Raw genomic sequence first — 24,167 nt, forward strand, 5'->3', positions numbered from 1 at the left:
CGTAAATATAAGAAGAGGTGAAAAAGGGCATGAATGAAAACCAGCTGTTTTTAGATGAAGCCTATCGTTGGAAACTGAAGTTTTTACGGAAGTCATCGATGGTTGAACGGCTGTCTAAAGGTGTACAGACAAAAATGAATGCCCAGATTCCTGATAAGGTACACAAGGCTGTCACAGAAGCCGTCAAAAAAATGGTTGAAGCAACATTGATAGGCTCAAATTTGACAACCGTTCAGAAAGACACAGGCACACTTACTCTAAAGGAAAAAAACCAACTTGCTCAAAAGGCGATTGCTCAATATCAGAAAGCAGCTGCTGCAGAAGGAATTGGAACCGGTGCTGGAGGGATATTTCTCGGATTAGCAGATTTTCCACTTTTGATCAGCATTAAAATGAAATGCTTGTTCGAATTGGCATCGATTTACGGATACGATGTTAAACAGAAGGAGGAACGATTGTTTCTCCTCTATATTTTTCAGCTAGCTTTTTCAGGAGAAAAACATCGAAAACATCTATTTGCTATCATCGAAAATTGGGATACTGAAAAAAGGGAAATCGATTGGAAAACATTTCAGCAGGAGTACCGAGATTATCTCGATTTTATTAAATTGTTTCAATTTATTCCTGGTTTTGGAGCAGTTGTTGGTGGTACAGCAAATTATAAATTATTGGGGCATCTTGGAGAGACTGCAAGACATATTTTTCATTTGCGACTTATAAAAGAGTAGTCGAATGAAGCAAAAAAAGGGCTGTCTAAAAAGTCTTTTATCAACATGATCAGGGGGGATTGCGAGCTAGGAGAAGGCTCGCGGATCGCCCGCGGAAAGCGAGCAAATTCCCCGATTTTTATTTCAGCCATAATTCAACATTTCTGGTGATAAGAAATGACAGCTCTGGCCATGATTTTGGCAGCAATCAGCATCGCTTTCTCATTGAAGTCAAATTGTGGATGGTGATGAGGAAAGACATTTTCTGTCATTTCAGGTGCTGCGCCAGTAAAGAAAAACGTTCCTTTTACATGCTGGAGATAATAGGCGAAATCTTCTCCACCCATTTGCATTTGGCTCTCTGTCACTTTTTGGACATCTGGCGTGTTCCTGGCGATATCAGCAAGAAAGGCTGTTTCTTGAGGATGGTTATTAACAGCCGGGTAACCTCTCTCATACAAGTATTGATAATCTCCGCCATGCATGCTACAAATACCTTTGACAACTCGTTCAATTTCGTTTTCAATTAAATATCTGATCTTTTCATTAAATGAACGAGCCGTACCGATTAAAACGGCTTTGTCAGCAATAACATTAAAAGAATTTTCGGCGAGAAATGACCCTGTTGAGATTACTGCTGGTTGTGTCGGATCTAGTCTGCGGCTGACAATCTGCTGGAGTGCGGAAACAATTTGTGAACCAATCAAGACTGCGTCCTTTGTTTCATGAGGCTGTGCAGCATGACCACCTTTCCCATTGATGGTAATCGTGAATCGGTCAGCAGCCGCCATGATTGGTCCTGTTTTATATTGAACCGTACCAAGTGGCACTGTTGCCCATAAGTGTGTGCCAAAAATGACATCCACTCCATCAAGGCAACCATCTTCAATCATTGGTTTGGCTCCACCAGGTGTATATTCTTCTGCATGTTGATGAATCATAACGAGCTTCCCTGTTAAATGTTTTCTATTTTCATTTAATACTTTTGCAAGAACAAGAAGTGTGGCAGTGTGTCCATCATGGCCACAGGCATGCATAACACCGGGAACCGTTGACCGATAAGAAACGTTTTTTTCATCTTGAATCGGAAGAGCGTCAAAATCGGCTCTTAAAGCAATAACAGGTCCAGGCTGTTCGCCCTCAATATAGGCAAGAACTCCGCCCCCGCCAACATTTGTGCGGATTGGAATACCAAGCGTCTGATAATAAGAGGCAATGGATGCAGCCGTTTTCTTTTCTTGAAAAGACAGTTCGGGATATTGATGAAAATGGCGTCTTAAGGTGACCATTTCATCATAGTGACTTTCTAACTGTTCACAAACAAACTGTTTTAAGCTTGTGATATCCAAAATAATTCCTCCTTTAAGGAATGATGACTTTTTTAAATTTTATGACAATTTAAGTGCTATTTCAATCTGTTTGTAAGATTTTGGAGAGATTCATTTCCTTGGAAATAATAAAAAAACTGCCAGACATTCAGGCAGCTTATTTGACAGAGTAATATGAACGAATATAAGAGGGACGGGAAAAAATGGTGCCATCATGGTTGATTCCTTCAGCTGAATGATGTTTTTTATGAGCTTCCAAGAAAGAAGTTGAATTTTTCCAGTCTTGAAAGGCTTGTTCTGTTTCCCAGAGTGTTAAGACAATATATATATCGCCTTCTGTTGGTCTAAGCATTCTGAGCGCTTTAAATCCAGGCTGATGTTCAACTTTTTCTGCTCGATTTTTAAAACGGGTTTCAAATAGCGGTCTTCCTTCAAAGGTCACAGGAATATTGTTGAGGACGGCAAAACCGGATGGATCCAATGTTCCAGATTGGTGGATCACTTCATAATGGTGAGGCGCTTGAAATACACTTTTTCCAGTCGCTTCTTGGAAAAGAATGGCGGAGTCATTCCCTTTCATAAATAGCATGTGCTCAAGATCATGTTGTTTTGCAAGCTTTTTTAAAAAATCAACTGTTCCATATGTAATATAGAAATTCATTTTGTTCACCCCTTTATTGATAGTATAACAAAAGGACAACTTAAAATTCTATCAACAAAACAAGCAAATATGAAACATAAAACGAGGAAAAAAATCCCACAATAAATATAAAGGAATGAGGTGAATAGATGAAAAAGAAATTTTTCATTCCAGTCATGATTGTAGTTGCCATTATGTTTTTTTCTTTAATTGGATATATTACAATTTTATTCTTAGGGGACTATGTTATTGATGAAAAGAAATTGATTTTCCACGCATCTTCAAAAATCATTGATCAAAACGGTGAAGAAGTAGCCAGTCTTTATACAGAAAACAGAAGGCCAGTCTCTATTCATGAAGTTCCCAAACATGTTAAACAGGCATTTATTTCTGTTGAAGACCAACGTTTTTACGAACATCATGGCATCGATTTGAAATCGGTGGGTCGCGCTGTTTACAAAGATGTTTTAGCTGGCAGCAAGGTCGAAGGAGGCAGTACGATCACCCAACAGCTTGCCAAAAATATCTTTTTAACAAATGATAAAACATTTTTTAGAAAAACAAAAGAAGTGATTATTGCCATTAATCTAGAGAGAGACTACAGCAAGGACAAGCTTTTGGAAATGTATTTAAACCAACTTTATTTCGGGCACGGTGTCTATGGAATTCAAGCAGCTGCCAATTACTTTTTTAGTAAAGATGTAAAGGACTTAACGCTCAGTGAAGGGGCGGTTCTTGCCTCACTTCCTAAAGCGCCCAATGCTTATTCACCGATTCTTCATCCGAAAAAAAGCAGGGAACGGCGTAATGTTGTCCTGAGCATGATGAATGAACAAGGATATATCACTTCAAAAGAAGTGGTCAGAGCACAAGGAAGCACATTGGGTCTACATGTTAAAGAAAAATCGAAAAACCCTTGGCTTGATAGCTATATAGACCTTGTAATAAAAGAAGCAGAAGAAAAGTATTCGATTTCCAGAGAACAGCTTCTTCAAGGTGGATATACAATCCGTGTTCCACTTGATGTATCCGTTCAAAAAGCGGCTTACAAACTCATGCAGGAAGATCACTACTTTCCTGGAACTGACCAACATGCAGAAGGCAGTGCAGTTTTTATTGATAATCAAACAGGGGGCGTGATTGCTGCTATTGGTGGGAGGGATTTTACTCCAAGCGGCTTTAATAGGGCAGTGGCAGCCCGTCAACCTGGATCGACTTTTAAACCGCTGGCTGTTTATGGACCAGCAATGGAAGAAAAGCGCTATAAACCATACTCTTTACTTGAGGATAAACAGCTTTCATATAACGGCTATACTCCAAAAAATTATGATATGCGCTATGAAGGAAAAGTGTCAATGGTTGATGCGCTAACATATAGCAAAAACGCCCCTGCTGTCTGGATGTTAAATGAACTAGGTGTTGAAACTGTAAAACCTTATTTAAATAAGCTAGGCATGGACATTCCTGATGATGGACTCTCATTAGGATTAGGTGGCTTGGAAAAAGGGGTATCACCTCTCCAATTGGCTGGTGCATACCGGTCATTTGCCAATTCAGGAAAGTATGTTAAACCATATTTGATAAAAAAAATTACTGATGAAAACGGAGAGGTTTTGTTTCGCCACCAAGAGGAATCCGAAAGAGTTTTCAGTAAACAAACTTCATGGAATATGACACGGATGCTTCAAGAGGTTGTCAAGACAGGTACTGGAAAAGCTGGCGATTTTCCTGGAGAGATTGCTGGAAAAACAGGTTCCACTTCTTATACAGGTAAAGAAGGCGCAACAAAAGACGTATGGTTTGCAGGCTATACACCCGAAGTGACGGGGGCTGTCTGGATGGGTTATGATAAAACAGATGAAACCCACTATTTAAAAGGTGGAAGCTCATATCCGACAATGTTGTTCAAAGATATTTTGAAACAGTCCAATCAGAAACATATTTCATTTGAAAAACCTGAAGGAATCAAAGATTTGGAACGGCCAATACATTTGAAAGATTTAGAAACTGTGAATGCTAATTATTCCTTTACACCGCTCGGATTGATTACGGTGTCATTAACATGGCAAGAACAAGAGGATAAAAGAGCAGAATATAGAATTTATGAAAAAAAGGATGGAGAAGAACAACTGATTGATACTGTTAAAGGTAAAGGAAGCTATGAAATTCCATATTCCAATATCTTTTCGGGTTCGTCCTACAAGGTTGTTCCATACAATCCGCAGACGAAAACAGAAGGGAATGGGACTGAGTTTATTAAACCTGAATTGTTTCATTAAATTGATGAATTGGTGAATTCATCAATTTTTTGAACAATAAGTATGAATTGTATACTGATGATCAAAAAAACGTTATATTTGAAGAAGCTATTTTAATGGACGTGCGGTTTGCAAGTGAAAGGTGGAAATCGAGAGTGAATAATAAAGCTTTTAATGACACGTTTTTAAAAGCGTGCCGAGGAGAAAAGAGCGATCATGTTCCTGTGTGGTATATGAGGCAAGCGGGAAGATCACAGCCGGAATACCGAGCATTAAAAGAAAAATATAGTTTGTTTGAAATTACACATCAGCCTGAATTATGTGCCTATGTGACAAGGCTGCCTGTTGAAAACTACGGTGTTGATGCAGCGATTCTTTATAAGGATATTATGACACCGCTTCCAGGAATAGGTGTTCAAGTTGAAATTAAAAATGGAGTCGGTCCTGTGATCGACAATCCGATCAATTCTCTTGCAGATGTTGAAAAACTTGGTGAACTAGAGCCAGAAGAGGATATTCCATATGTGCTTAAAACAATTAAATTGCTAACGGAGGAACAGCTGAATGTTCCATTGATCAGCTTTACAGGAGCGCCATTTACATTGGCAAGTTATATGATAGAGGGCGGACCTTCGAAAAACTACAACAAAACAAAAGCATTTATGTACAGTCAGCCTAAAGCATGGGAACTACTGATGAAAAGATTAGCGAAAATGGCGATTGTTTATGTGAAGGCGCAAATCCGTGCCGGTGCAAATGCGATTCAAGTGTTTGATTCATGGGTGGGGGCGCTCAATGCAAATGATTACCGGACCTACATTAAACCAACAATGGATATGTTGTTTAAAGAATTAAAAAAAGAAGGTGTGCCACTGATCATGTTCGGAGTGGGGGCGAGCCACCTTGCCCGTGATTGGCATGATCTTTCACTTGATGTCGTAGGACTTGACTGGAGAATGAGTATTCAAGAAGCAAGGGATCAAGGACTTGTCAAAACCCTTCAGGGAAATCTTGATCCAGCTATATTGCTTGCTCCATGGGAAGTGATTGAAGCAAGAACAAAATCAATTTTGGATCAAGGAATGATGACAGACCGGTTTATTTTTAATCTTGGACATGGTGTTTTTCCTGAAGTCAATCCTGATACACTGAAAAGATTAACATCTTTTATTCATGATTACTCCTCTTCTAAAACCTTGTGAGCAATTATGTTGGACTTTTCCGGTTAAACTGTCAAAATACTTAGAGATGCGAGATCTAAAGAAGAGGTGTTCATGTTGAGTAAAAAGAGGATGGGGCTTCTTGTTATGGCGTATGGAACGCCGTACAAGGAAGAGGATATTGAACGGTATTACACACACATTCGACGAGGCCGAAAGCCAGAGCCGGACATGCTTCAAGATTTGAAAGATCGCTATCGTGCGATCGGTGGAATATCTCCACTTGCAAAAATCACTAATGAACAGGCGACACAATTAGAAAAACATTTAAATCAGATTCAAGATAAGATTACATTTAAAGTATATATCGGACTTAAACATATTGAACCGTTTATTGAAGATGCCGTTTACGAGATGCATAAGGATGGGATCACAGAAGCAGTCAGCATTGTGTTGGCTCCGCATTTTTCTACATTTAGTGTTAAGTCTTATCAAAAGCGAGCAGATACAGAGGCAGAAAAACTGGGCGGCTTGACGATCACATCAATTGACAGCTGGTATGATGAGCCGAAATTTATCACATATTGGGCAGAGCAAGTGAAACAGACATTTGCACAATTGACACCAGAAGAGAGGGAAGACGCTGTTGTGATTTTATCGGCACATAGCCTTCCCGAGAAAATAATTGAGCTAGGGGACCCTTATCCTGACCAACTCAAACAATCTGCCAGATTGATAGTCGAAGAGGCGGGGATTGAGAATTATGCGATCGGTTGGCAAAGTGAAGGGAATACACCAGACCCTTGGCTTGGGCCAGATGTTCAAGATTTGACACGTGATCTAGCAGATCGAAAAGGTTACAAGACGTTCATTTATGTACCAGTCGGTTTTGTAGCAGACCACTTGGAAGTGTTGTATGACAACGATTTTGAATGCAAAGCTGTGACAGATGATCTCGGAGCAAGCTATTACAGACCGGAAATGCCTAATGCAAAACCGGAATTTATTGATGCTTTAGCTACCGTTGTCTTGAAAAAATTGGAGAAAGAATTGTAAAGAAGGCGATTGATATGAGTAGCGAACGAAAGCGGATTGTCATTATCGGCGGCGGTATTACAGGATTGACCGCAGCTTTCTACTTGGAGAGAGAAATCAAAAAAAATCATCTCTCTGCTGAAGTGACGCTTGTTGAAGCGAGTCCAAGGCTAGGTGGAAAAATCCAGACCGTTCACAAAGATGGCTATATTATTGAAAAAGGTCCAGATTCCTTTTTAGAACGAAAACAGAGTGCACCGCAGCTTGTTAAAGATTTGGGAATGGAGCATTTACTTGTCAATAATGCAACAGGACAGTCTTATGTTCTCGTCAATGAAAGTCTCTATCCAATTCCTGAAGGTGCAGTCATGGGTGTGCCGACAAAGATCGGTCCTTTTTTAACGACAAGTTTGTTTTCTTTTCATGGAAAATTGAGAGCTGCAATGGATTTGGTTCTTCCGGCAAGCAAACCCCAAGAGGATCAGTCACTGGGAGAATTTTTTAGACGGCGTGTTGGCGGAGAAGTCGTTGAGAACTTGATTGAACCGCTTTTGTCAGGTATATATGCAGGCGATATTGATCGGCTTAGTCTGATGTCAACATTTCCACAGTTTTATTTAACAGAGCAGAAATATCGAAGTTTGATTGTTGGAATGAAAAAATCAAAAAGTGGAAATGCCAAAAAACCAGCAGTAAAGAAGAAGGGGCTTTTTCAAACATTAAAAACCGGATTACAAACGATTGTCGAAGAATTGGAAAAACAGCTTGAATTGACGACAATCTATAAAGGAACAAAAGTAGTCAGTATAGACCGTGACCAAGATCAGTATAGTTTGATGTTGGATAATGGAGGTATTCTTGATGCCGATGCAGCAGTGATGACAGCACCATATAAAGCGATCACTTCGATATTTCAAGGTGAGGATTGGCTGGAAGGACTGGAAGATATTGTTTCAACATCTGTTGCCAATGTGGCACTCGGTTTTCCTGAAGAAGCTGTAGAGATGAATCAAGAAGGGACAGGTTTTGTCATTTCACGGAACAGTGATTTCTCGATTACTGCTTGTACATGGACAAATAAAAAGTGGCCTCATACAACGCCAAGGGGTAAAGTTTTATTAAGAGCCTATGTCGGAAAAGCTGGAGACGAATCGGTTGTTGAACAGTCAGACAGTGAAATGATTAGAATCGTCCTCGAAGATTTAAAACGGATCATGAAGATTGATGGTGAACCGGAAATGAGCTGTATCACAAGATGGAATGACGCCATGCCGCAGTATCATGTCGGTCATCAACAAAAGATTAAGAAACTGAGAGATGGTTTGAAAACATCTTATCCCGGGATTTTTGCAACAGGCGCTTCTTTTGAGGGAGTCGGAATTCCCGATTGTATTGACCAGGGGAAACAAGTCGTCTCTGATGTACTTGCATATTTATTTGAACAAACAAAATAGAAAAATATGAAAAGCTGTCGATATGAAACATGACGGCTTTTTTTTTTGTCGAAAAAACCACAAAAAAATGTTTTCTGAGAAAACAAATTAAATGTTTGCATTTCGAATAAAGTTGTGTTAAATTACATATTATACTTAATGACTAAAACGTTCAAATAGTCATTTTAGGAGTGAAAAAGCATGAGCATAGATCGAAAAGCGCTTATTATCGAAGCTGCAGCAAAATCATTTGCTCAATTTGGGTATAAGGCAACAACGATGGATCTGGTAGCAAAGCTCGCGAACGTTGGCAAGGGTACCATTTATACTTTTTTCAAAAATAAAGAAGAATTATTCAGTGAAATCTTTTCTTCTTTGTTAGCTGAAATGAAACAAACAGCAGACGAGGCTATTGATCCTCATCTTCCGTTTCATGAAAATGCGCATCGTGCGTTAATTGCTATATTAGAATACAGAAAAAAGCACCAACTGACCATTAAAATTTTTCAAGAAGGTGCGGAGCTTGGCACACCAGCTGCTAAGGAAGTGATAGAAAAGCTTGAGCGAATGATTATGACTTACATTAAGAAAAAAATAAAAGAAGCCATTAAAAATGAGGATATTAAACCTTGCGATGCTGAGTTAAATGCATTTGTTATTTTTAAACTTTATGTTGCCCTTATCTTTGATTGGGAAAAACATCATGAACCATTAAAAACAGAAGATATCGCAGAAATGCTCAAAATGTATATTTTAAAAGGATTGTCCCTTTAGATAATCCTTTTTTTAAAGGGCCAAAAAGTGCGGCCAATTTTTAGGAGGCGTATCAACAATGAATGTTTTACGAAACCAGTGGAGAGAACTGTATACAAATAAAAAACTGTTGATTTCTGTTATCGGAGTTCTCTTTATTCCGCTGATTTACAGTAGCGTCTTTTTGGCAGCATACTGGGATCCTTATGGAAATGTCGATCAGCTTCCTGTGGCTGTCGTGAATGCTGACAAGGGAACGACATATGAGGGAAAAGATCTTCACATCGGTGACGATCTTGTCAAAAAAATGAAGGAAGATAAAAAGTTTGATTGGCATTTTACATCAAAAGATGAAGCATTAGATGGTCTGAAAAATGAGGAGTATTACATGGTGGTCGAAATCCCTAAAGATTTCTCGAAAAATGCCAGCACTGTATTAGATAAGAAACCGAAAAAACTGCAATTAATCTATCATACAAATGCCGGCCGAAACTATGTTGGTGCGCAAATTAGTGATAAGGCTATTGAGAAGCTTCAACATTCTGTCGGTTCGGAAATCACTGAGCAGTATGCTGAAGTCATATTTGATAATTTCGGTAAACTTGCTAAAGGGCTTGATCAAGCAAGTGAAGGAGCCGGAAAACTTGATCATGGCTTAAAAGATGCGAGAAAGGGCAGTCAAAAGCTTGAAAAGAATCTAAAAAAATTGGCAAAATCACAAATGAAATTTAATAAAGAAGGAATGAAAAAATTCGGAGCAGGAAATGCTACTTTGAACAAAAAAATCCATGAGCTTGATTCAGCACTTGCTCAATTCCAACAAAAAAGCGGGGAGCTCTATAACGGTTCAAAAAAACTGCAAGAAGGTATGTCACCGCTCGTCTCAGGTTTAGGACAGATGAATGAAAAAGCTGAGAAAATTAGTCAATTTGAAAAATTGATCTCAGATGAAAAAATCTCACAACTTGAAACCACACTTTCTAAGGCTGAAAAGGCTAAAAAAGACATTACTCAAATTGCAACTGAGATTACAAAACTTGAAAAAGCATTGAAAAACCAAAAAGGTAATATTAAAAAAATTATTGAATCCAGTAATCTTTTGACAAAAGAACAGAAAGCAGCTTTAGCAAAACAGATAGAAGAGAAGGCAGGCGATATAAAACTGCCTGAATTAGATCAGTTGAAATCGCGAATTCCCGATCTTAGTAAACTGCCTGATCTTTCGAATATCAAAAAAGAAATTGAGAAATTAAAAAATGTGCCTGATGATGTAAACAAACTTTATAAAGGTTCACAAAAAATTCAAAAGGGAATGGACAGTCTGACAGATGGGTTATCTGCATATAATGAAAAGTTCTCTCAAGCAAAAGCTGGATCTTCTAAAATTGCTAATGGCAGTCAGACGCTAACTGAGAAGTTTGCAGATCTACAAAGTGCTTCTAAAAAGCTAGAAGATGCTTCATCTAAATTGGCAGATGGTGCCACAACACTTGATGATGGTCTTGGTAAACTGTCTGATGGAAGCGGCAAGCTATCAAATAAACTTTCTGATGCAGCTGATAAGACAGGTAATATTAAAGCTGGAAAAGATAACTATCATATGTTTTCTAATCCTGTTGGTGTTGATGACGACAAAATTAACAATGTTTCAAATTATGGAACGGGATTAACACCATATATATTATCGCTTGGTTTATTTGTCGGTGCCTTAATGATTACCGTTGTGTTTGATGTGAAAGAGCCTTCAGCCCGCCCTGAATCGGCATTAAGCTGGTTCTTTAGTAAGTTTAGTATTCTTCTTCCAGTCGGGATATTGCAAGCTGTCATTGCTTGCACAATCATTCTCTTCGGGATCGGTCTTGAAGTAGAAAGTATCTGGAGATTTTATGTATTTAGTATCATCATGAGCATTACATGCGTGCTGATCATTCAGTTTTTGGCAGCAGCACTGGGTAACCCCGGTCGGTTTATCGCTGTTATCATCCTTGTGCTCCAACTCGGAGGAAGTGGTGGAACATTCCCAGTAGCGCTTGTCCCTGAGTTTTTCCAAAAGGTTCATGCTGCACTTCCGATGACTTACAGTATCGCTGGTTATAGGGCAATTATTTCAAGCGGAGACTATGGTTATATGTGGGAACAAGCCGAGGTACTCGGCGCCATTGCAATCATGATGATGGCATTGATCATAATTTATTTCGGAGTCTTGTTAAGAAAAGGAAAAGTGACAGAACAGCCTGCTTCATAGATGAAAAGCGGACATCAATTAACGATGTCCGCTTTTTTTAATGATTTGGAAAGGAGCTGTCTAAAAAGTCCTTTTTTAACATAAATCAGGGGGGAATTGCGAGACTCCTGCGGAAAGCGTGCAAATTCCCCAATTTTTGTTCATCCACTACTTTTGATTAGAAAGTTTTCACGCCCCATTTTACTATCATACCTGAGTATGTAAGACCACCGCCAAAGCCGTAAAGTATCAGAATGTCTCCTTCCTTCAACATCTTATTTTGAACCGCGTTATCGAGAGCGAGAACAATGGAAGCAGAAGATGTATTGCCAAACCATTCAACACTTGTTAGTGCCTTTTCAATGGGGATTGCCGCTTTTTCACAAATTGATTCGATCATTCTCAAGTTAGCGCTGTGAGGTACGAACCAATCGATCTGTTCAATCTGCATTTCTGCCTGTTTAAGTAGTTTTTGAATTCCTTCAGGGATAGTTCGCACCGCCCATTTATAAACTTCGCGTCCATTTTGGATCATTTTCCCGTTCCCCTTCAGTTGCTCTCCTTTTAAATCATTTCTTAAACCTGTTCTATACAAGTGTCTCGCTCCATCTCCATTTGTACTTTGGACAAAGGTAATAAAGCTCGGGGTTTGCTCTTCTCGTTCAAGCAATAAAGCACCTGCCCCGTCTCCAAATAAAATACATGAACTACGGTCTGTGTAATCTGTTACTTTTGATAATGTTTCTCCAGCAATGACAAGAATTTTCCTGTGCAGTCCTGAGGTAATCAGGCCGTTGGCAACATGAAGAGCGTATGTTAAACCAGCACAAGTTGCATTTAAATCAACTGCTCCAATGTCAGTCCAGCCAAAATATTCTTGAACTTGACAAGCTGTGCTCGGAAAAGAGTAGTCGGCAGTTGTTGTAGAGACGATGACCATCTCAATATCATCAAGTGTGCCAGCATACCTATTTTTTAAATCTTTGACAGCTTGAATACAAAGATCTGATGTGAATTCATGTTCACTTGCCAATCGTCGTTCTTTCATGCCCGTCCGTTGGATCATCCATTCATCAGAAGTGTCAATCATTCTTTCCAAATCTTTGTTTGTCAGCCGTTTTTCTGGCACATAAGTACCGATTGCAGAAATACGTGCTTTTGATCCATTCATAAAGCTCACTCTCCTTTTTCATATTATAGCACAAGGTATTAGTATCTGGTGCTAATTTTCTCATCAGTCTGAATCATGTATACTAAATAAAGAAATACCAGAGGAGGAATCAAAATGGGATCTGTTAATGAAACGATGCAACTTATTAAACAGCTAGTCTCAATACCTAGTCCGACAGGAAATACATATGAGATCATTGACTTTATTAACCGTCTGCTTAAGGAACAAGGAATCGAAACGAAGCGAACTCAAAAAGGAGGTCTGATTGCTGTCGTTCCTGGATGTGACAAGGCACGGCACAGGGTATTGACCGCGCATGTTGATACACTTGGAGCAATGGTAAAAGAGATTAAAGAAGACGGTCGTCTGAAAATCGATTTGATTGGGGGATTTAACTATCATTCTATTGAAGGTGAGTATTGCCAAATTACCACTTCCTCTGGCAAAGTATATAGCGGAACCATTTTAATGCACCAAACATCTGTTCATGTTTATAAAGATGCGGGAAAAGCTGAACGCAACCAAAAAAATATGGAAGTCCGAATTGATGAGCCTGTCTGTAATGAAAAAGAGACGAAGGCACTCGGAATTCATGTTGGTGACTTTATTTCTTTTGATCCAAGGGTCGAGATCACTTCTAGCGGTTTTATCAAATCTCGTCATTTGGATGACAAAGCCAGTGTTGCCTTACTCATTCAACTGATCAAAAAAATTAAGTCGGAAAACATCACGCTTCCTTATACAACGCATTTTTTAATTTCTAATAATGAAGAAATCGGTTATGGCGGCAATTCTAATATTCCGTCTGAAACCGTTGAATATATGGCCGTTGATATGGGGGCAATCGGAGATGGACAATCATCAGACGAGTATACGGTATCGATTTGTGTTAAAGATGCAAGTGGTCCATATCATTACAAACTTAGACAGAACCTTGTCAGGCTTTGTGAAAAGCATGGAATAGACTATAAATTAGACATTTATCCGTACTATGGATCAGATGCATCTGCTGCGATTCAATCTGGGTATGATATCGTTCACGGTTTGATCGGTCCAGGAATAGATGCTTCTCATGCATTTGAAAGAACACATAAGAGATCTTTGGAACATACAGCAAAGCTTCTATATTATTATGTTCAGTCTGAGATGATCGAATAGGAAAAAAAGCCACCCAAAACGGCCGGACGTCGCTTTGGGCGGCTAAAAATGGATCTCTTTTTCTATAGTACAGTATATGTGAAAGTGAAGAAAACGATTGGACGGGTTTGGGTTTATGGGTCAATCTGCACCGAGGATGTCCTGAAAGTAAGGTTCATTTATAAAAATTGGGGAATTTGCTCGCTTTCCGCGGGCGATCCGCGAGCCTCTTCGGAGCTCGTTCCTTGCTCCTGTGGGGTCTCGCAATCCCCCCTGATCATGTTGATAAAGGACTTTTAGAAAGCCCCGTTTTTTTTCTATTAGAAAAGATCTAGTTCAGCTGGACATTTTTATATCTTGAGGTTCTAGTTTATTCAATTCTGCTTGTCCTTTCATCATATTATATTCGCCTTCCCATTTTGACATGACGACTGCAGCAAGAGCGTTTCCTGTGAGATTAACGACTGTGCGTGCCATGTCCATAATGCGATCGACACCTGCAATAAATGCTAGCCCTTCACTCGGGATACCAATCGTTCCGAGTGTCGCTAAAAGAACGACAAAAGATGTGCCGGGTACAGCGGCCATTCCTTTTGATGTAATCATCAGTACAACAATTAATGAAATCTGCTGACCGATTGACAGGTCAATCCCGTATACTTGTGCCAAAAACAATGTGGCAATCGCTTGGTACAAAACAGAACCATCTAGATTGAATGTATAACCAATCGGAATCACAAATGAAACAATCGCTTTCGGACAGCCGATTTTCTCCATCTTTTCCATCACACGGGGAAGAACGGTTTCTGAGCTTGATGTACTAAAAGCAAGCAGTAGCTCGTCTTTTATGTAAGCCAAAAATTTTAATATATGAATACCAGCTAATTTACCGACGATTCCAAAGATGACAAACAAGAAAAATGCTAATGCAAAATAAACGAGTAAAACGAGTTTTCCTAAAGAAAGAAGTGAAGAAAAACCGAATTTTGAAACTGTAACACCGATTAAGGCAAACACACCAAATGGCGCAACCTTCATCACAAGATTTACAACATGAAACATCGCGTGGGAAGTCGCCTCAAAAAAGGAAAGAACCGGTTTGCCTTTTTCGCCGATTGCTGAAACACCTAATGCAAAAAGGACGGTAAAGCAAATGATCGCCAACATGTCCCCATCAGCTAGAGAGTGGAAAAAATTTGTTGGTACAATGTGCAGAAAAGTATCTGCAATCGATGTTTTCCCTGCTTCTTTTTCACTTTGAACATACTGGCTAATATCTGTTTTCTCATGATTAGAAAAGTGAACACCTTCTCCAGGATGCAAAAGGTTTCCTAGTAAAAGACCTAACAAAATTGCAAAAGTAGTAATGATCTCAAAATAAAGAATTGTCCGAAATCCAAGCCGGCCAATTTTTTTACCATTACCAGCACCAGCGACACCAACGATTAAACTGGATACAACGATAGGGATAACAATCATTTTGATTAATCTTAAAAATAAATCGCCAATCGGTTGAAGATATCTTTCCACAGCCGGATTTCCAAACCAAATGGCACCAACAGCTACACCTAAAATCAAGCCAAGAAAAATTTGCGTGGCCATACCCATTTTAAATTTTCTCATAAACGTCCTCCCAACATTCAATTATTATATGAGAATATTAATGAAATAAACATTAAATTAAGTATAACGAAATAAAAAGCGCTTCGTCCAATAAAAAACAAACGTCCGAATAGATCGAAAATTTTTAAAAAAAGGATCATTATTATTAATCTGAAAAAAATAAATTTTGAATAGATTCATCAAAACAAAAAAAGCTGGCGAATGGGAGGTGGAAAATCCCATTCGTCAGCTTTTCGTTCTATTCTATCATTCTTTAAAGCTCTTTCACTTTTAAACATTTGCAGCATGTATTTCCATAACATTCATGCTGTTCTTCTATGTCATGACCGCATTTTGTGCATTTTTTGGCAGGTAAATTTCTGAAAAAATCGGTAATTTTCGCAAGCATTGTGATTCCCCCAGTAGATTGAATTACCATCATTGTATTATAACAGTTCAATTAAGTGCAATGGCTGTTTCATGACAAATGTGAGGACATTTTATGACAAAACATAAAGCATGCATTTTCACAGAAAAATGGGTATATTGAATAAAGGGATACATATAAAGAGGTGTGATAAACATGAAGATCACGGTTATTGGCTGTTATGGCGGTTTTCCTGCAGCAAATGAAGCGACTTCCGGTTATTTGTTGCAATCCGGTGATTATTCACTGCTTATTGATTGCGGCAGTGCGGTTTTGTCCAAACTACAGCAATTTTTACCTGTTGAAAAACTAAACGCCGTTATTTTATCTCATTATCACCATGATCATATAGCTGACATTGGACCTTTACAGTTTGCTAAATTGGTCGGTTCACAGCTGGGAAAAGGCGATCGGGTACTTCCGATATATGGACATTCGTTTGATGAAGGACAATTCTTGCGCCTTACATATAAAACCCATACTGTAGGTAGAGCGTATGATTCAGAAAAGCCTCTAACAGTAGGACCGTTTACGGTGAATTTTTTGAAGACAGTCCACCCGGTTGAATGTTTTGCTATGCGTATAACAGATGGTGTACACTCTGTTGTTTATACAGCAGATTCAAGTTTTCAAGAAGCGTTTATCCCTTTTTCAGATGGAGCTGATTTGTTAATAAGTGAGTGCAGCTTTTATGCTGATCAGGATGGGATCAATGCCGGACATTTAAACAGTCTTGATGCCGGGCGAATAGCACGGGATGCTGGAGTCGGACAACTTTTGCTAACACATTTGCCGCACTTTGGAGATCATCAAGAGCTAATAGAAGAGGCAAAAACGGTTTTTAATAGAGGAGTTCATCTTGCGAAAACTGGTTTTGTTTGGGGAGACTAAGGAGGAGCGGACATGCTATTTATAGATAATCAACATATTACAGATCCACGAATCAATTTGGCAATTGAGGAGTACTGCTTAAAATACCTTGATCCTGAACAGACATATTTGCTGTTTTACATCAATCAGCCATCAATCATCATTGGGAAAAATCAAAATACAATTGAAGAAATCAATACGAAATATGTTGAAGATAATGGGATTATTGTTGTGCGGCGGCTGTCTGGAGGTGGGGCAGTCTATCATGATCTTGGAAACTTGAATTTTAGCTTTATCACCAAGGATGACGGCAACAGCTTTCATAATTTTAAGAAATTCACAGAACCTGTCGTTGCTGCTTTACAGCGGCTAGGTGTAAAAGCTGAGCTGAGCGGTCGAAATGATTTGATGGCAAACGGTCGAAAAATTTCTGGGAATGCCCAGTTTTCAACAAAGGGAAGAATGTTTAGCCATGGAACACTTTTATTTGACTCTGAAATCGAACATGTTGTCTCAGCATTAAATGTCAAAAAAGAAAAAATTGAGTCTAAAGGAATTAAGTCGATCCGCAGCCGTGTTGCTAATATTAGTGAGTTTCTAAACGAAAAGATGACAACAGAGGAATTTCGTCAATTGCTGCTCCGTTTTATTTTTGATACGGATGGAGACATTCCTGAGTATAAACTAACTGATGAAGACTGGAAACAGATCAAACAAATTTCAAAAGAACGCTATCAAAACTGGGATTGGAACTATGGGAAATCACCTAAATTCAACCTTCAGCATTCTAAACGTTTCTCAGCTGGATCGATTGACATTCGTCTGGAAGTTCAAAAGGGTATTATTCAAGAGTGCAAGATTTTTGGGGACTTTTTTGGTGTTGGTGATGTCAGTGAGATTGAAGAAAAGCTCTCAGGTGTTCAATATGGGCGAGAAACCATTGAAGAAGCACTTCAAGGCATTGATCTCAAAGTTTATTTCGGTAACATTTCAAAAGAAGAGTTTTTTGAGCTCATTTATTAAAAAAGCCGTCTAAAAGCGGCTTTTTTTATAGGGATGGAAGATATTTTCTGCTAGAGTCTTGAGTGTTGTTTGTTCATTTACTATAATGGGAATAGATTTTGATTATTAAAAAAATGAATGGGTATTCATTCATTTTTAAAGGGGTGGGAGAATGAATTTAGTTTCAAAACTAGGGGAGACTGCTAAATTAAAGCCTGATAGGACCGCTTATATTTTTGGAGATCAAACAGAAACATACGGGGGACTACAAGAAAAAATTGATCGTTTTGCTGGGGGATTATATGAGATAGGGGTAAAAAAAGGTGATCATATTGCACTGCTTTTAGGAAATACACCACATTTCCTAGTTTCCTTTTTTGGAGCATTAAAAGCTGGAGCTGTCATCATTCCCATCAATCCAACCTACACACCAACAGAGATTGGTTATTTGTTGAAGAATGGGGATGTAAAAGTTGTCGTCGCAGACGGTAAGTTGTTGCCATTATACGAAAAGATGCACGAAATGTTTCCAAAAATCGAACAGGTCATCCTTTGTGAAACAAGTGAACCGCTTCAAGAATCAGAAAATCTTCAGGTAAACAAGAAATTGAAATCGTTTGCAAACCTCATGAAATCTTCTGTTCGGGTTTTTTCTGAGCCTAATCAGGATGATATTGCAGCGATTCTCTATACATCAGGAACGACTGGAAAGCCAAAAGGAGCGATGTTAACACATCAAAATCTCTTTTCCAATGCTAATGATGTCGCCCAATATTTAACTATGGATGAAGATGATCTTGTTGTTGCAGCATTGCCAATGTTTCATGTGTTTTGCCTAACGGTCTGTATGAATGCTCCTCTTATGAATGGAGCAGCCGTTCTCATCATGCCAAAATTTAGTCCGTCTGCTGTTTTTGAATTGGTGAAAAAGCATAAAGCAACAATTTTTGCCGGTGTCCCAACAATGTATAATTATTTGTACCAGCATGAGGGAGCAAATGAAGATGGATTTGCTTCTGTCCGTATTTGTATCTCAGGAGGAGCAGCTATGCCTGTCGCCCTGTTAAACAATTTTGAAAAAAAATTCAATGTCCTTGTTTTAGAAGGCTATGGTTTATCAGAAGCATCACCTGTTGCATGCTTTAATCCATTTCATACTGGAAGGAAACCCGGTTCAATCGGTACCAATATCCTTAATGTAAAAAACAAAGTTGTGAATGAGTTTGGTGAAGAACTTCCACCCAATCAAGTAGGTGAATTGATTGTTAAAGGACCAAATGTCATGAAGGGTTATTATCAAATGCCTGAGGAAACGGCTCATACAATTAAAGATGGCTGGCTATATACAGGTGATTTGGCAAGGCAAGATGAAGACGGATATTTTTACATTGTCGACAGAAAAAAGGATATGATCCTTGTCGGTGGTTACAATGTCTATCCGAGAGAAGTTGAAGAAGTGCTGTACAAACATCCAGATGTTGCTGAAGCGGTCGTCATTGGTGTTCCTGATCCTAATAAGGGGGAAGTGGTGCAATGTTATGTTGTACCGAAATCAAAGACATTGACTGAAGAGGAGATTGTTTCACATTGCGAGAGACATCTCGCGAAATACAAACGGCCATCAACCATTACCTTTTTAGATGAAATTCCGAAAAATTCTACTGGTAAAATCCTAAGAAGAGCTTTAAAAGACATTTTAACAAAACAATCATAGCAAGAATGGGACGTGAATCGCGTCCTTTTTTTTTATGAATTCAAAAAGCAGTGTGCCGATATCTGCGAAAGACTTGTTCTAATGTTTCCTTAAAAAGCTTACAATAGAAAGTAACTGCTACCTGAGAAGGAGTGATTCATCCATGTGGAAATGGATTACGGGAGCCGGTCTGCTTTATGTACTGTACGGAGTTTTTTTCTATTGGTATTTATTCATGACCGGAGAATCTTCCGTTCCTGAGGCATTAAAAGGGACAAGTGCAGATCCGGCAACATTTATGAATCAGCATGAGCTTGTCCTTACAGAAGAATATTCGAGAATCAAAGATTTTATATTTTTTCTCAGAATTCCGTTTGAATGGTTTTTGTTTTTTATTTTGTTAATTGCCGGTTTATCAAAAAAAATGAAACAATGGGCAGAGCAAACATCAAAGCGAAAGTTTATTCAAATAACTGCTTATGTGTTCACCTTATCATTCATTATGGTGCTCGTATCCTTGCCGCTCGATTGGATGAGCTATCAAATGGCGCTTGATTATGGCATTTCAACCCAAACTCAAGCGAGCTGGATCAAAGATCAAATCATCGACTTTTGGATTAATTTCCCTTTAACGTTAGGTGCGGTGATGGTATTTTATTGGCTTGTCAAAAAACATGAAAAACGCTGGTGGCTCTATGCATGGGGTTTAACAATACCTGTGACACTATTTTTGTTTTTTCTCCAACCAGTTGTGATTGATCCTTTATATAACGATTTTTATCCGTTGAAAAATAAAGAACTGGAATCAAGTATTTTAAAGCTGGCAAATCAAGCGAATATTCCTGCTGATCAAGTGTATGAAGTTAATATGTCTGAAAAAACCAATGCGCTAAATGCTTATGTAACCGGGATCGGTGCCAATAAGAGGGTTGTACTTTGGGATACGACTTTAAATAAATTGGCTGAGCCTGAGATATTATTTATTATGGCGCATGAAATGGGACATTATGTAATGAAGCATGTCTATATCGGACTTGCAGGGTACTTGCTGTTATCACTTGTTGGTTTTTATCTCATTGCTAAACTATATAAATGGGTGATTAACCGCTATGGGAAGCGGCTTCACATTAAAAACAAAACAGATCTTGCTGCCTTACCGCTTCTTCTCCTCATCATCGGTGTCCTTTCTGTTACAGCAACACCTTTTACAAACGCGGTTTCAAGGTACCAAGAAAAAACGGCTGATCAGTATGCAATCAAATTAACAAAAAATAACGATGCTGCTGTTTCAACTTTTCAGGAACTGTCAAAAGCAAGCTTAAGTGAAGCAAATCCACCATGGCTTGTGAAGATTTTTAAATATGGGCATCCGACAATCATGGAGCGTATTCAATCTATTGAAGAAAATAAATAAATATTGAAAAAGCTAGTCCATAAAAGACTAGCTTTTTCAGTCACTTGCTGTTAAAATATGTTATTGAGCGGCAGCTTCAGCATTGATCAACCCTTTGCCATAATAGAAGGCACTTCCCAAATGAGTCGCTGTTTTGGAGAGACGGTCGCGAATTTGTGAAGCTGAAAGCGATGGGTGTTTGCTCTTGACTAAAGCTGCTGCTCCTGCTACATGAGGAGATGCCATAGATGTTCCGTTTAATGATTTATATGAGTTACCAGGATATGTGCTGTTTACAGCGGCACCTGGAGCCATAACTTCAAGTTCATCACCAACACTTGAAAAATACGCTCTTTGACTATTATTATCGACGGCTCCGACGGCAATGGCTGAATCATATTTAGCTGGATAGCCAATTGTATTTCTGCTTCCAGATGATCCGCTGTTTCCTGCTGCTGCTACAACAACAACCCCGCTTGAATATGCACGATCTACCGCTTTTTTCAGTGCAGTTGAACCAGATGATCCACCAAGGCTCATATTAATGACATCCATATGATTGTCTGTCGCCCATTCGATTCCATCAATAATAGCGCTGTATGTTCCACTTCCGCTTGAATCTAATACTTTAATGGCATATAAAGAAACATTTGGTGCAACACCGATAACACCTATTGAATTATTGAGTGCGGCTACCGTTCCGGCAACATGTGTACCATGTCCATTACCATCATTGAAAGGATCGGAATCCCCAGCTACAAAGCTTTTTCCACCAGCTACTTTTAAGTCCGGATGTGCGGAAGAGATTCCCGTATCGATAATTCCGACTTTCACATTTTTTCCAGTAACATCTTGAGCTTGAACTTTATCAGCTTTAATTAATGAAATCCCGTAAGGAACTGTTTGCGCTAATGTGTGAGCGACATGGTCTTCTTCAACATATTCAATACTTGGTTCTTTTTTTAGCTCTTTTAGCGCTTTTTGATCAAGGGTAACTTTTGCGGCATTAATTGATCTAAAGTGTTTGTCCACTTTCCCGCCGTTTTCCTTGATGACATCTTTTTTAGCACTCGTTGTTTTCAATGAAGACTTAAATCCAACAATATAATCTTTTTTGACATCTTTCGCCGACGATTTGACGGCATTGGCCGGATGACTGAAAGCCATTGAGAAAACCAGAAGCAGAACTGTCAACAGACTATACCATAACCTTTTTTTACCCACTACACTTTCACACTCCTAAGATTTTATTCAGAATAATCCGAATTCATAAACAAGATTATCTTTTCGAATTATTCTGTAAATTCATTATATAAAAATAATGTAATAAATGGTAGACCTATTTTTTGAAAAAAAAATCTACTTTTTTATGATTGTTTTCACTTATTTATGAAAAATTTTAAAGTTCTATAGAATGAGAAAAAACAGTGATTAAATTTATGATTTCTATGAAAAAGATCACAGTCATCAATGGTGATCAACAATCTCAGTTTACTAAAGTTTTCCATGTATTTCGGGTTTGTCAGGGAATATCACAAATAAATATAATTAAAATGCGAACAGCTAAGTTGTCTGTTGTCCGCATTTTTCTTGTTAATTAGACAAATGGTCTGACAAGTTATAGTCTTCGACATGCCATTTGTTTTTCAACATTCTAATATTACTCAAGCAAGCATTGACGAGTTTTGTCTGATGAAGTTCGCTATCATCGATTGCGATTTTTGTAAGTAGGGTATGGATAGCAGCACCATGGGCAACGAGCAAGATTTTTTGGTTTGGATATTGTTCGCTAATCTTTTCAATACCTGCTATCAGACGTTCAGCCAAGTCTTCCTTTGTTTCTTGATTGGGGTAGTTTTTATCAGGGTACAGTTTCATTCTGTCAGCAAAAGCCATCCCCTCTGCATCACCGTAATTCCTCTCGATAAAATCTTCCATTTCAATAATGTCAATATGAAGATATTGATTAATAATTTCTGCTGTTTCTTTTGCTCTTTTTAAAGGACTTGTGATGATCAAGTCCCAAGAAGTACCTTTTAAACATTCACCAGTTTCTTTTGCCTGTCTTTTTCCGGTTTCATTTAACGGGATATCAGTTCTTCCTTGGAGCCGTCCTTGAGCATTCCAATCGGTTTCTCCGTGCCGTATTAAACAAATCGCAGTCATAAAAAGCTCCTTTCTTAGATGAATCAATACTTTTGATGATAAAGTCATTATACTAAATATTTAAGCACATGAATCAATAACTTCAAATAATAGAGCTGTTCCGATTCCGCCGCCGCTACCAATCGCAGCGACGACATACTTTAGATCAGTTCTTCGTTTTGCTTCATAAAATAAACGTGTGACTAAAATACTACCAGAAGCACCGTAAGGATGACCGAGTGCCAAGGCTCCTCCGTTGACATTGAGTTTGTGATAGGGAATTCCAAGTTCTTTAGCGCAAGCTACGATTTTAACGGCGAATGCTTCATTTATTTCAAATAGATCAATATCTTTCACTGAAAGTCCTTGTTTTGTTAACAACTTTTGAATGGCTGGTACCGGGGAAATTTGCGGCACATTCGGATCAACTCCGCTAACCTCGCTATCAACAAATCGTAACACAGGCTTTAGACCAAACTCTACGGCTTTTTGTTCTTCCATGACGACGACAGCACATGCTCCGTCATGAATTCCACAGCTGTTTGCCGCTGTTACGGTCCCTCCCGGCTTTTTGAAAACTGGTCTAGCCTTTGACACGATTTGATCAATTGACCGTCGCATCCGGCTTAAACTTTCGTCAACTGTCCATTTTGGGAACGGTAATATTTCCTCTTCATAATAACCATTTATATGGGCAGACATGCTTCTTTTATAGCTTAATTTAGCATAGTCATCCTGCATCTTTCGTGAAATATCGTAGATTTCTGCTGTTTTCTCTGCGGCGTCTCCCATATCCGGGTCTCCCCATTCATCAGGTGAAAATCGCGCTCTTTTTGGAAAAGGAGAAAGGCTGGCACTTTCTGTCCCTCCAGCGATATAACAGTTTCCTGCACCAGACTTGACAAAATAACAAGCGGTACGGATGGCTTCCAGACCAGCACTGCATTGCCGATCTATCGTCATCCCTGTTACAGAAGCTGGAAGACCAGCAGAAAGAGCGGATAAACGTGCGATATTACCGCCAGGACCCACAACATTTCCAAGTATGACTTCATTCATGTTTTCACCGATTGGTCTGGCAAGGAAGCGGATAAGGTGAGCAGCCAGTTCATGGGGTTCACTCGATTTTAACCAGCCGTGTTGTCTGCCGATAATCGTTCTTTTTGCATCTGTGATGACAGCTTTCATG

General features: G+C 38.8%; 20 protein-coding genes. 12 read left to right on the plus strand and 8 right to left on the minus strand.

Annotated elements, in window-relative coordinates:
- Positions 1–29 precede the first annotated feature (29 nt).
- Positions 30–728 (plus strand): EcsC family protein, encoded by a 699-nt coding sequence (locus HOO54_RS07615; RefSeq protein WP_172293935.1) that lies wholly within the window; start codon positions 30–32, stop codon positions 726–728.
- A gap of 134 nt (positions 729–862) precedes the next feature.
- On the opposite strand, the gene HOO54_RS07620 is transcribed toward HOO54_RS07615, so the two are convergent.
- Positions 863–1,996, minus strand: coding sequence for a M20 family metallopeptidase (locus HOO54_RS07620; RefSeq protein WP_375335827.1), 1,134 nt, complete (start codon positions 1,994–1,996; stop codon positions 863–865).
- Positions 1,997–2,192: 196 nt separating this feature from the next.
- The gene (locus HOO54_RS07625; protein ID WP_172293939.1) at positions 2,193–2,696 is read right to left on the minus strand and encodes an antibiotic biosynthesis monooxygenase family protein; all 504 of its coding nucleotides are present in this window, start codon (positions 2,694–2,696) and stop codon (positions 2,193–2,195) included.
- A gap of 128 nt (positions 2,697–2,824) precedes the next feature.
- On the opposite strand from HOO54_RS07625, the gene HOO54_RS07630 reads away from it, so the two are divergent.
- From HOO54_RS07630 to HOO54_RS07655, 6 genes are all read left to right on the plus strand, one after another.
- Entirely contained in the window at positions 2,825–4,954 is a 2,130-nt protein-coding gene (locus HOO54_RS07630; RefSeq protein ID WP_172293941.1) for a transglycosylase domain-containing protein, read from the plus strand.
- 134 nt (positions 4,955–5,088) lie between these two features.
- Positions 5,089–6,135 carry a uroporphyrinogen decarboxylase gene (gene hemE, locus HOO54_RS07635; protein WP_309244867.1) on the plus strand — a complete coding sequence of 349 codons (1,047 nt, stop codon included), beginning with the start codon at positions 5,089–5,091 and terminating at the stop codon, positions 6,133–6,135.
- Between the two features lie 75 nt (positions 6,136–6,210).
- Complete coding sequence (gene hemH / locus HOO54_RS07640) at positions 6,211–7,149, plus strand: ferrochelatase (protein WP_172293943.1); 939 nt, start codon at positions 6,211–6,213, stop codon at positions 7,147–7,149.
- A 14-nt stretch (positions 7,150–7,163) separates the two neighbouring features.
- Positions 7,164–8,582 carry a protoporphyrinogen oxidase gene (hemY, locus tag HOO54_RS07645; RefSeq protein WP_172293945.1) on the plus strand — a complete coding sequence of 473 codons (1,419 nt, stop codon included), beginning with the start codon at positions 7,164–7,166 and terminating at the stop codon, positions 8,580–8,582.
- Positions 8,583–8,762: 180 nt separating this feature from the next.
- Positions 8,763–9,335 carry a TetR/AcrR family transcriptional regulator gene (locus HOO54_RS07650; protein WP_172293947.1) on the plus strand — a complete coding sequence of 191 codons (573 nt, stop codon included), beginning with the start codon at positions 8,763–8,765 and terminating at the stop codon, positions 9,333–9,335.
- Between the two features lie 58 nt (positions 9,336–9,393).
- The gene (locus HOO54_RS07655) at positions 9,394–11,559 is read left to right on the plus strand and encodes a YhgE/Pip family protein (protein ID WP_172293949.1); all 2,166 of its coding nucleotides are present in this window, start codon (positions 9,394–9,396) and stop codon (positions 11,557–11,559) included.
- Between the two features lie 157 nt (positions 11,560–11,716).
- Here the strand turns inward: HOO54_RS07655 and HOO54_RS07660 are convergent, their stop codons facing one another.
- Positions 11,717–12,709: a ketoacyl-ACP synthase III gene (locus HOO54_RS07660; RefSeq protein ID WP_172293951.1), complete on the minus strand. Its 993-nt coding sequence runs from the start codon at positions 12,707–12,709 to the stop codon at positions 11,717–11,719.
- A gap of 114 nt (positions 12,710–12,823) precedes the next feature.
- On the opposite strand from HOO54_RS07660, the gene HOO54_RS07665 reads away from it, so the two are divergent.
- Positions 12,824–13,867 (plus strand): M42 family metallopeptidase, encoded by a 1,044-nt coding sequence (locus HOO54_RS07665; RefSeq protein WP_172293953.1) that lies wholly within the window; start codon positions 12,824–12,826, stop codon positions 13,865–13,867.
- Between the two features lie 315 nt (positions 13,868–14,182).
- On the opposite strand, the gene HOO54_RS07670 is transcribed toward HOO54_RS07665, so the two are convergent.
- Positions 14,183–15,469: a glutamate/proton symporter GltT gene (locus HOO54_RS07670; RefSeq protein WP_172293954.1), complete on the minus strand. Its 1,287-nt coding sequence runs from the start codon at positions 15,467–15,469 to the stop codon at positions 14,183–14,185.
- A 253-nt stretch (positions 15,470–15,722) separates the two neighbouring features.
- Positions 15,723–15,857, minus strand: coding sequence for a protein YhfH (gene yhfH / locus HOO54_RS07675; protein WP_172293955.1), 135 nt, complete (start codon positions 15,855–15,857; stop codon positions 15,723–15,725).
- A 174-nt stretch (positions 15,858–16,031) separates the two neighbouring features.
- Here yhfH and HOO54_RS07680 point away from each other — a divergent pair, with 174 nt between their 5' ends.
- The 4 genes from HOO54_RS07680 to HOO54_RS07695 all read left to right on the plus strand — a co-directional run bounded on the left by HOO54_RS07680 (position 16,032) and on the right by HOO54_RS07695 (position 20,854).
- Positions 16,032–16,766 carry an MBL fold metallo-hydrolase gene (locus HOO54_RS07680; RefSeq protein ID WP_172293956.1) on the plus strand — a complete coding sequence of 245 codons (735 nt, stop codon included), beginning with the start codon at positions 16,032–16,034 and terminating at the stop codon, positions 16,764–16,766.
- A 12-nt stretch (positions 16,767–16,778) separates the two neighbouring features.
- Positions 16,779–17,768 (plus strand): lipoate--protein ligase, encoded by a 990-nt coding sequence (lplA, locus tag HOO54_RS07685; RefSeq protein ID WP_172293957.1) that lies wholly within the window; start codon positions 16,779–16,781, stop codon positions 17,766–17,768.
- Between the two features lie 151 nt (positions 17,769–17,919).
- On the plus strand, positions 17,920–19,461 hold the full coding sequence (locus tag HOO54_RS07690) for a fatty acid--CoA ligase family protein (RefSeq protein WP_172293958.1): 1,542 nt from the start codon (positions 17,920–17,922) through the stop codon (positions 19,459–19,461).
- Between the two features lie 142 nt (positions 19,462–19,603).
- Positions 19,604–20,854 carry a M48 family metallopeptidase gene (locus HOO54_RS07695; RefSeq protein ID WP_172293959.1) on the plus strand — a complete coding sequence of 417 codons (1,251 nt, stop codon included), beginning with the start codon at positions 19,604–19,606 and terminating at the stop codon, positions 20,852–20,854.
- A 60-nt stretch (positions 20,855–20,914) separates the two neighbouring features.
- Here HOO54_RS07695 and HOO54_RS07700 read toward each other — a convergent pair whose 3' ends face one another.
- The 3 genes from HOO54_RS07700 to HOO54_RS07710 form a co-directional block, all read right to left on the minus strand.
- Complete coding sequence (locus tag HOO54_RS07700) at positions 20,915–22,057, minus strand: S8 family peptidase (RefSeq protein ID WP_172293960.1); 1,143 nt, start codon at positions 22,055–22,057, stop codon at positions 20,915–20,917.
- A gap of 369 nt (positions 22,058–22,426) precedes the next feature.
- Entirely contained in the window at positions 22,427–22,999 is a 573-nt protein-coding gene (locus HOO54_RS07705) for a histidine phosphatase family protein (protein WP_172293961.1), read from the minus strand.
- Between the two features lie 60 nt (positions 23,000–23,059).
- Positions 23,060–24,166, minus strand: coding sequence for an acetyl-CoA C-acyltransferase (locus tag HOO54_RS07710; protein WP_172293962.1), 1,107 nt, complete (start codon positions 24,164–24,166; stop codon positions 23,060–23,062).
- Position 24,167: the final 1 nt, after the last annotated feature.

Origin of the sequence: Bacillus sp. WMMC1349, from assembly GCF_013155385.1 — a bacterium.
Taxonomy (GTDB): domain Bacteria; phylum Bacillota; class Bacilli; order Bacillales; family Bacillaceae; genus Bacillus.

Coding starts and splice junctions, on each gene's coding strand:
- HOO54_RS07615 (WP_172293935.1), top strand. CDS start 30: ATGAATGAAAACCAGCTGTTTTTAGATGAAGCCTATCGTTGGAAACTG.
- HOO54_RS07620 (WP_375335827.1), bottom strand. CDS start 1,996: ATGGTCACCTTAAGACGCCATTTTCATCAATATCCCGAACTGTCTTTT.
- HOO54_RS07625 (WP_172293939.1), bottom strand. CDS start 2,696: ATGAATTTCTATATTACATATGGAACAGTTGATTTTTTAAAAAAGCTT.
- HOO54_RS07630 (WP_172293941.1), top strand. CDS start 2,825: ATGAAAAAGAAATTTTTCATTCCAGTCATGATTGTAGTTGCCATTATG.
- hemY (WP_172293945.1), top strand. CDS start 7,164: ATGAGTAGCGAACGAAAGCGGATTGTCATTATCGGCGGCGGTATTACA.
- HOO54_RS07650 (WP_172293947.1), top strand. CDS start 8,763: ATGAGCATAGATCGAAAAGCGCTTATTATCGAAGCTGCAGCAAAATCA.
- HOO54_RS07655 (WP_172293949.1), top strand. CDS start 9,394: ATGAATGTTTTACGAAACCAGTGGAGAGAACTGTATACAAATAAAAAA.
- HOO54_RS07660 (WP_172293951.1), bottom strand. CDS start 12,709: ATGAATGGATCAAAAGCACGTATTTCTGCAATCGGTACTTATGTGCCA.
- HOO54_RS07665 (WP_172293953.1), top strand. CDS start 12,824: ATGGGATCTGTTAATGAAACGATGCAACTTATTAAACAGCTAGTCTCA.
- HOO54_RS07670 (WP_172293954.1), bottom strand. CDS start 15,469: ATGAGAAAATTTAAAATGGGTATGGCCACGCAAATTTTTCTTGGCTTG.
- yhfH (WP_172293955.1), bottom strand. CDS start 15,857: ATGCTTGCGAAAATTACCGATTTTTTCAGAAATTTACCTGCCAAAAAA.
- HOO54_RS07680 (WP_172293956.1), top strand. CDS start 16,032: ATGAAGATCACGGTTATTGGCTGTTATGGCGGTTTTCCTGCAGCAAAT.
- lplA (WP_172293957.1), top strand. CDS start 16,779: ATGCTATTTATAGATAATCAACATATTACAGATCCACGAATCAATTTG.
- HOO54_RS07690 (WP_172293958.1), top strand. CDS start 17,920: ATGAATTTAGTTTCAAAACTAGGGGAGACTGCTAAATTAAAGCCTGAT.
- HOO54_RS07695 (WP_172293959.1), top strand. CDS start 19,604: ATGTGGAAATGGATTACGGGAGCCGGTCTGCTTTATGTACTGTACGGA.
- HOO54_RS07705 (WP_172293961.1), bottom strand. CDS start 22,999: ATGACTGCGATTTGTTTAATACGGCACGGAGAAACCGATTGGAATGCT.
- HOO54_RS07710 (WP_172293962.1), bottom strand. CDS start 24,166: ATGAAAGCTGTCATCACAGATGCAAAAAGAACGATTATCGGCAGACAA.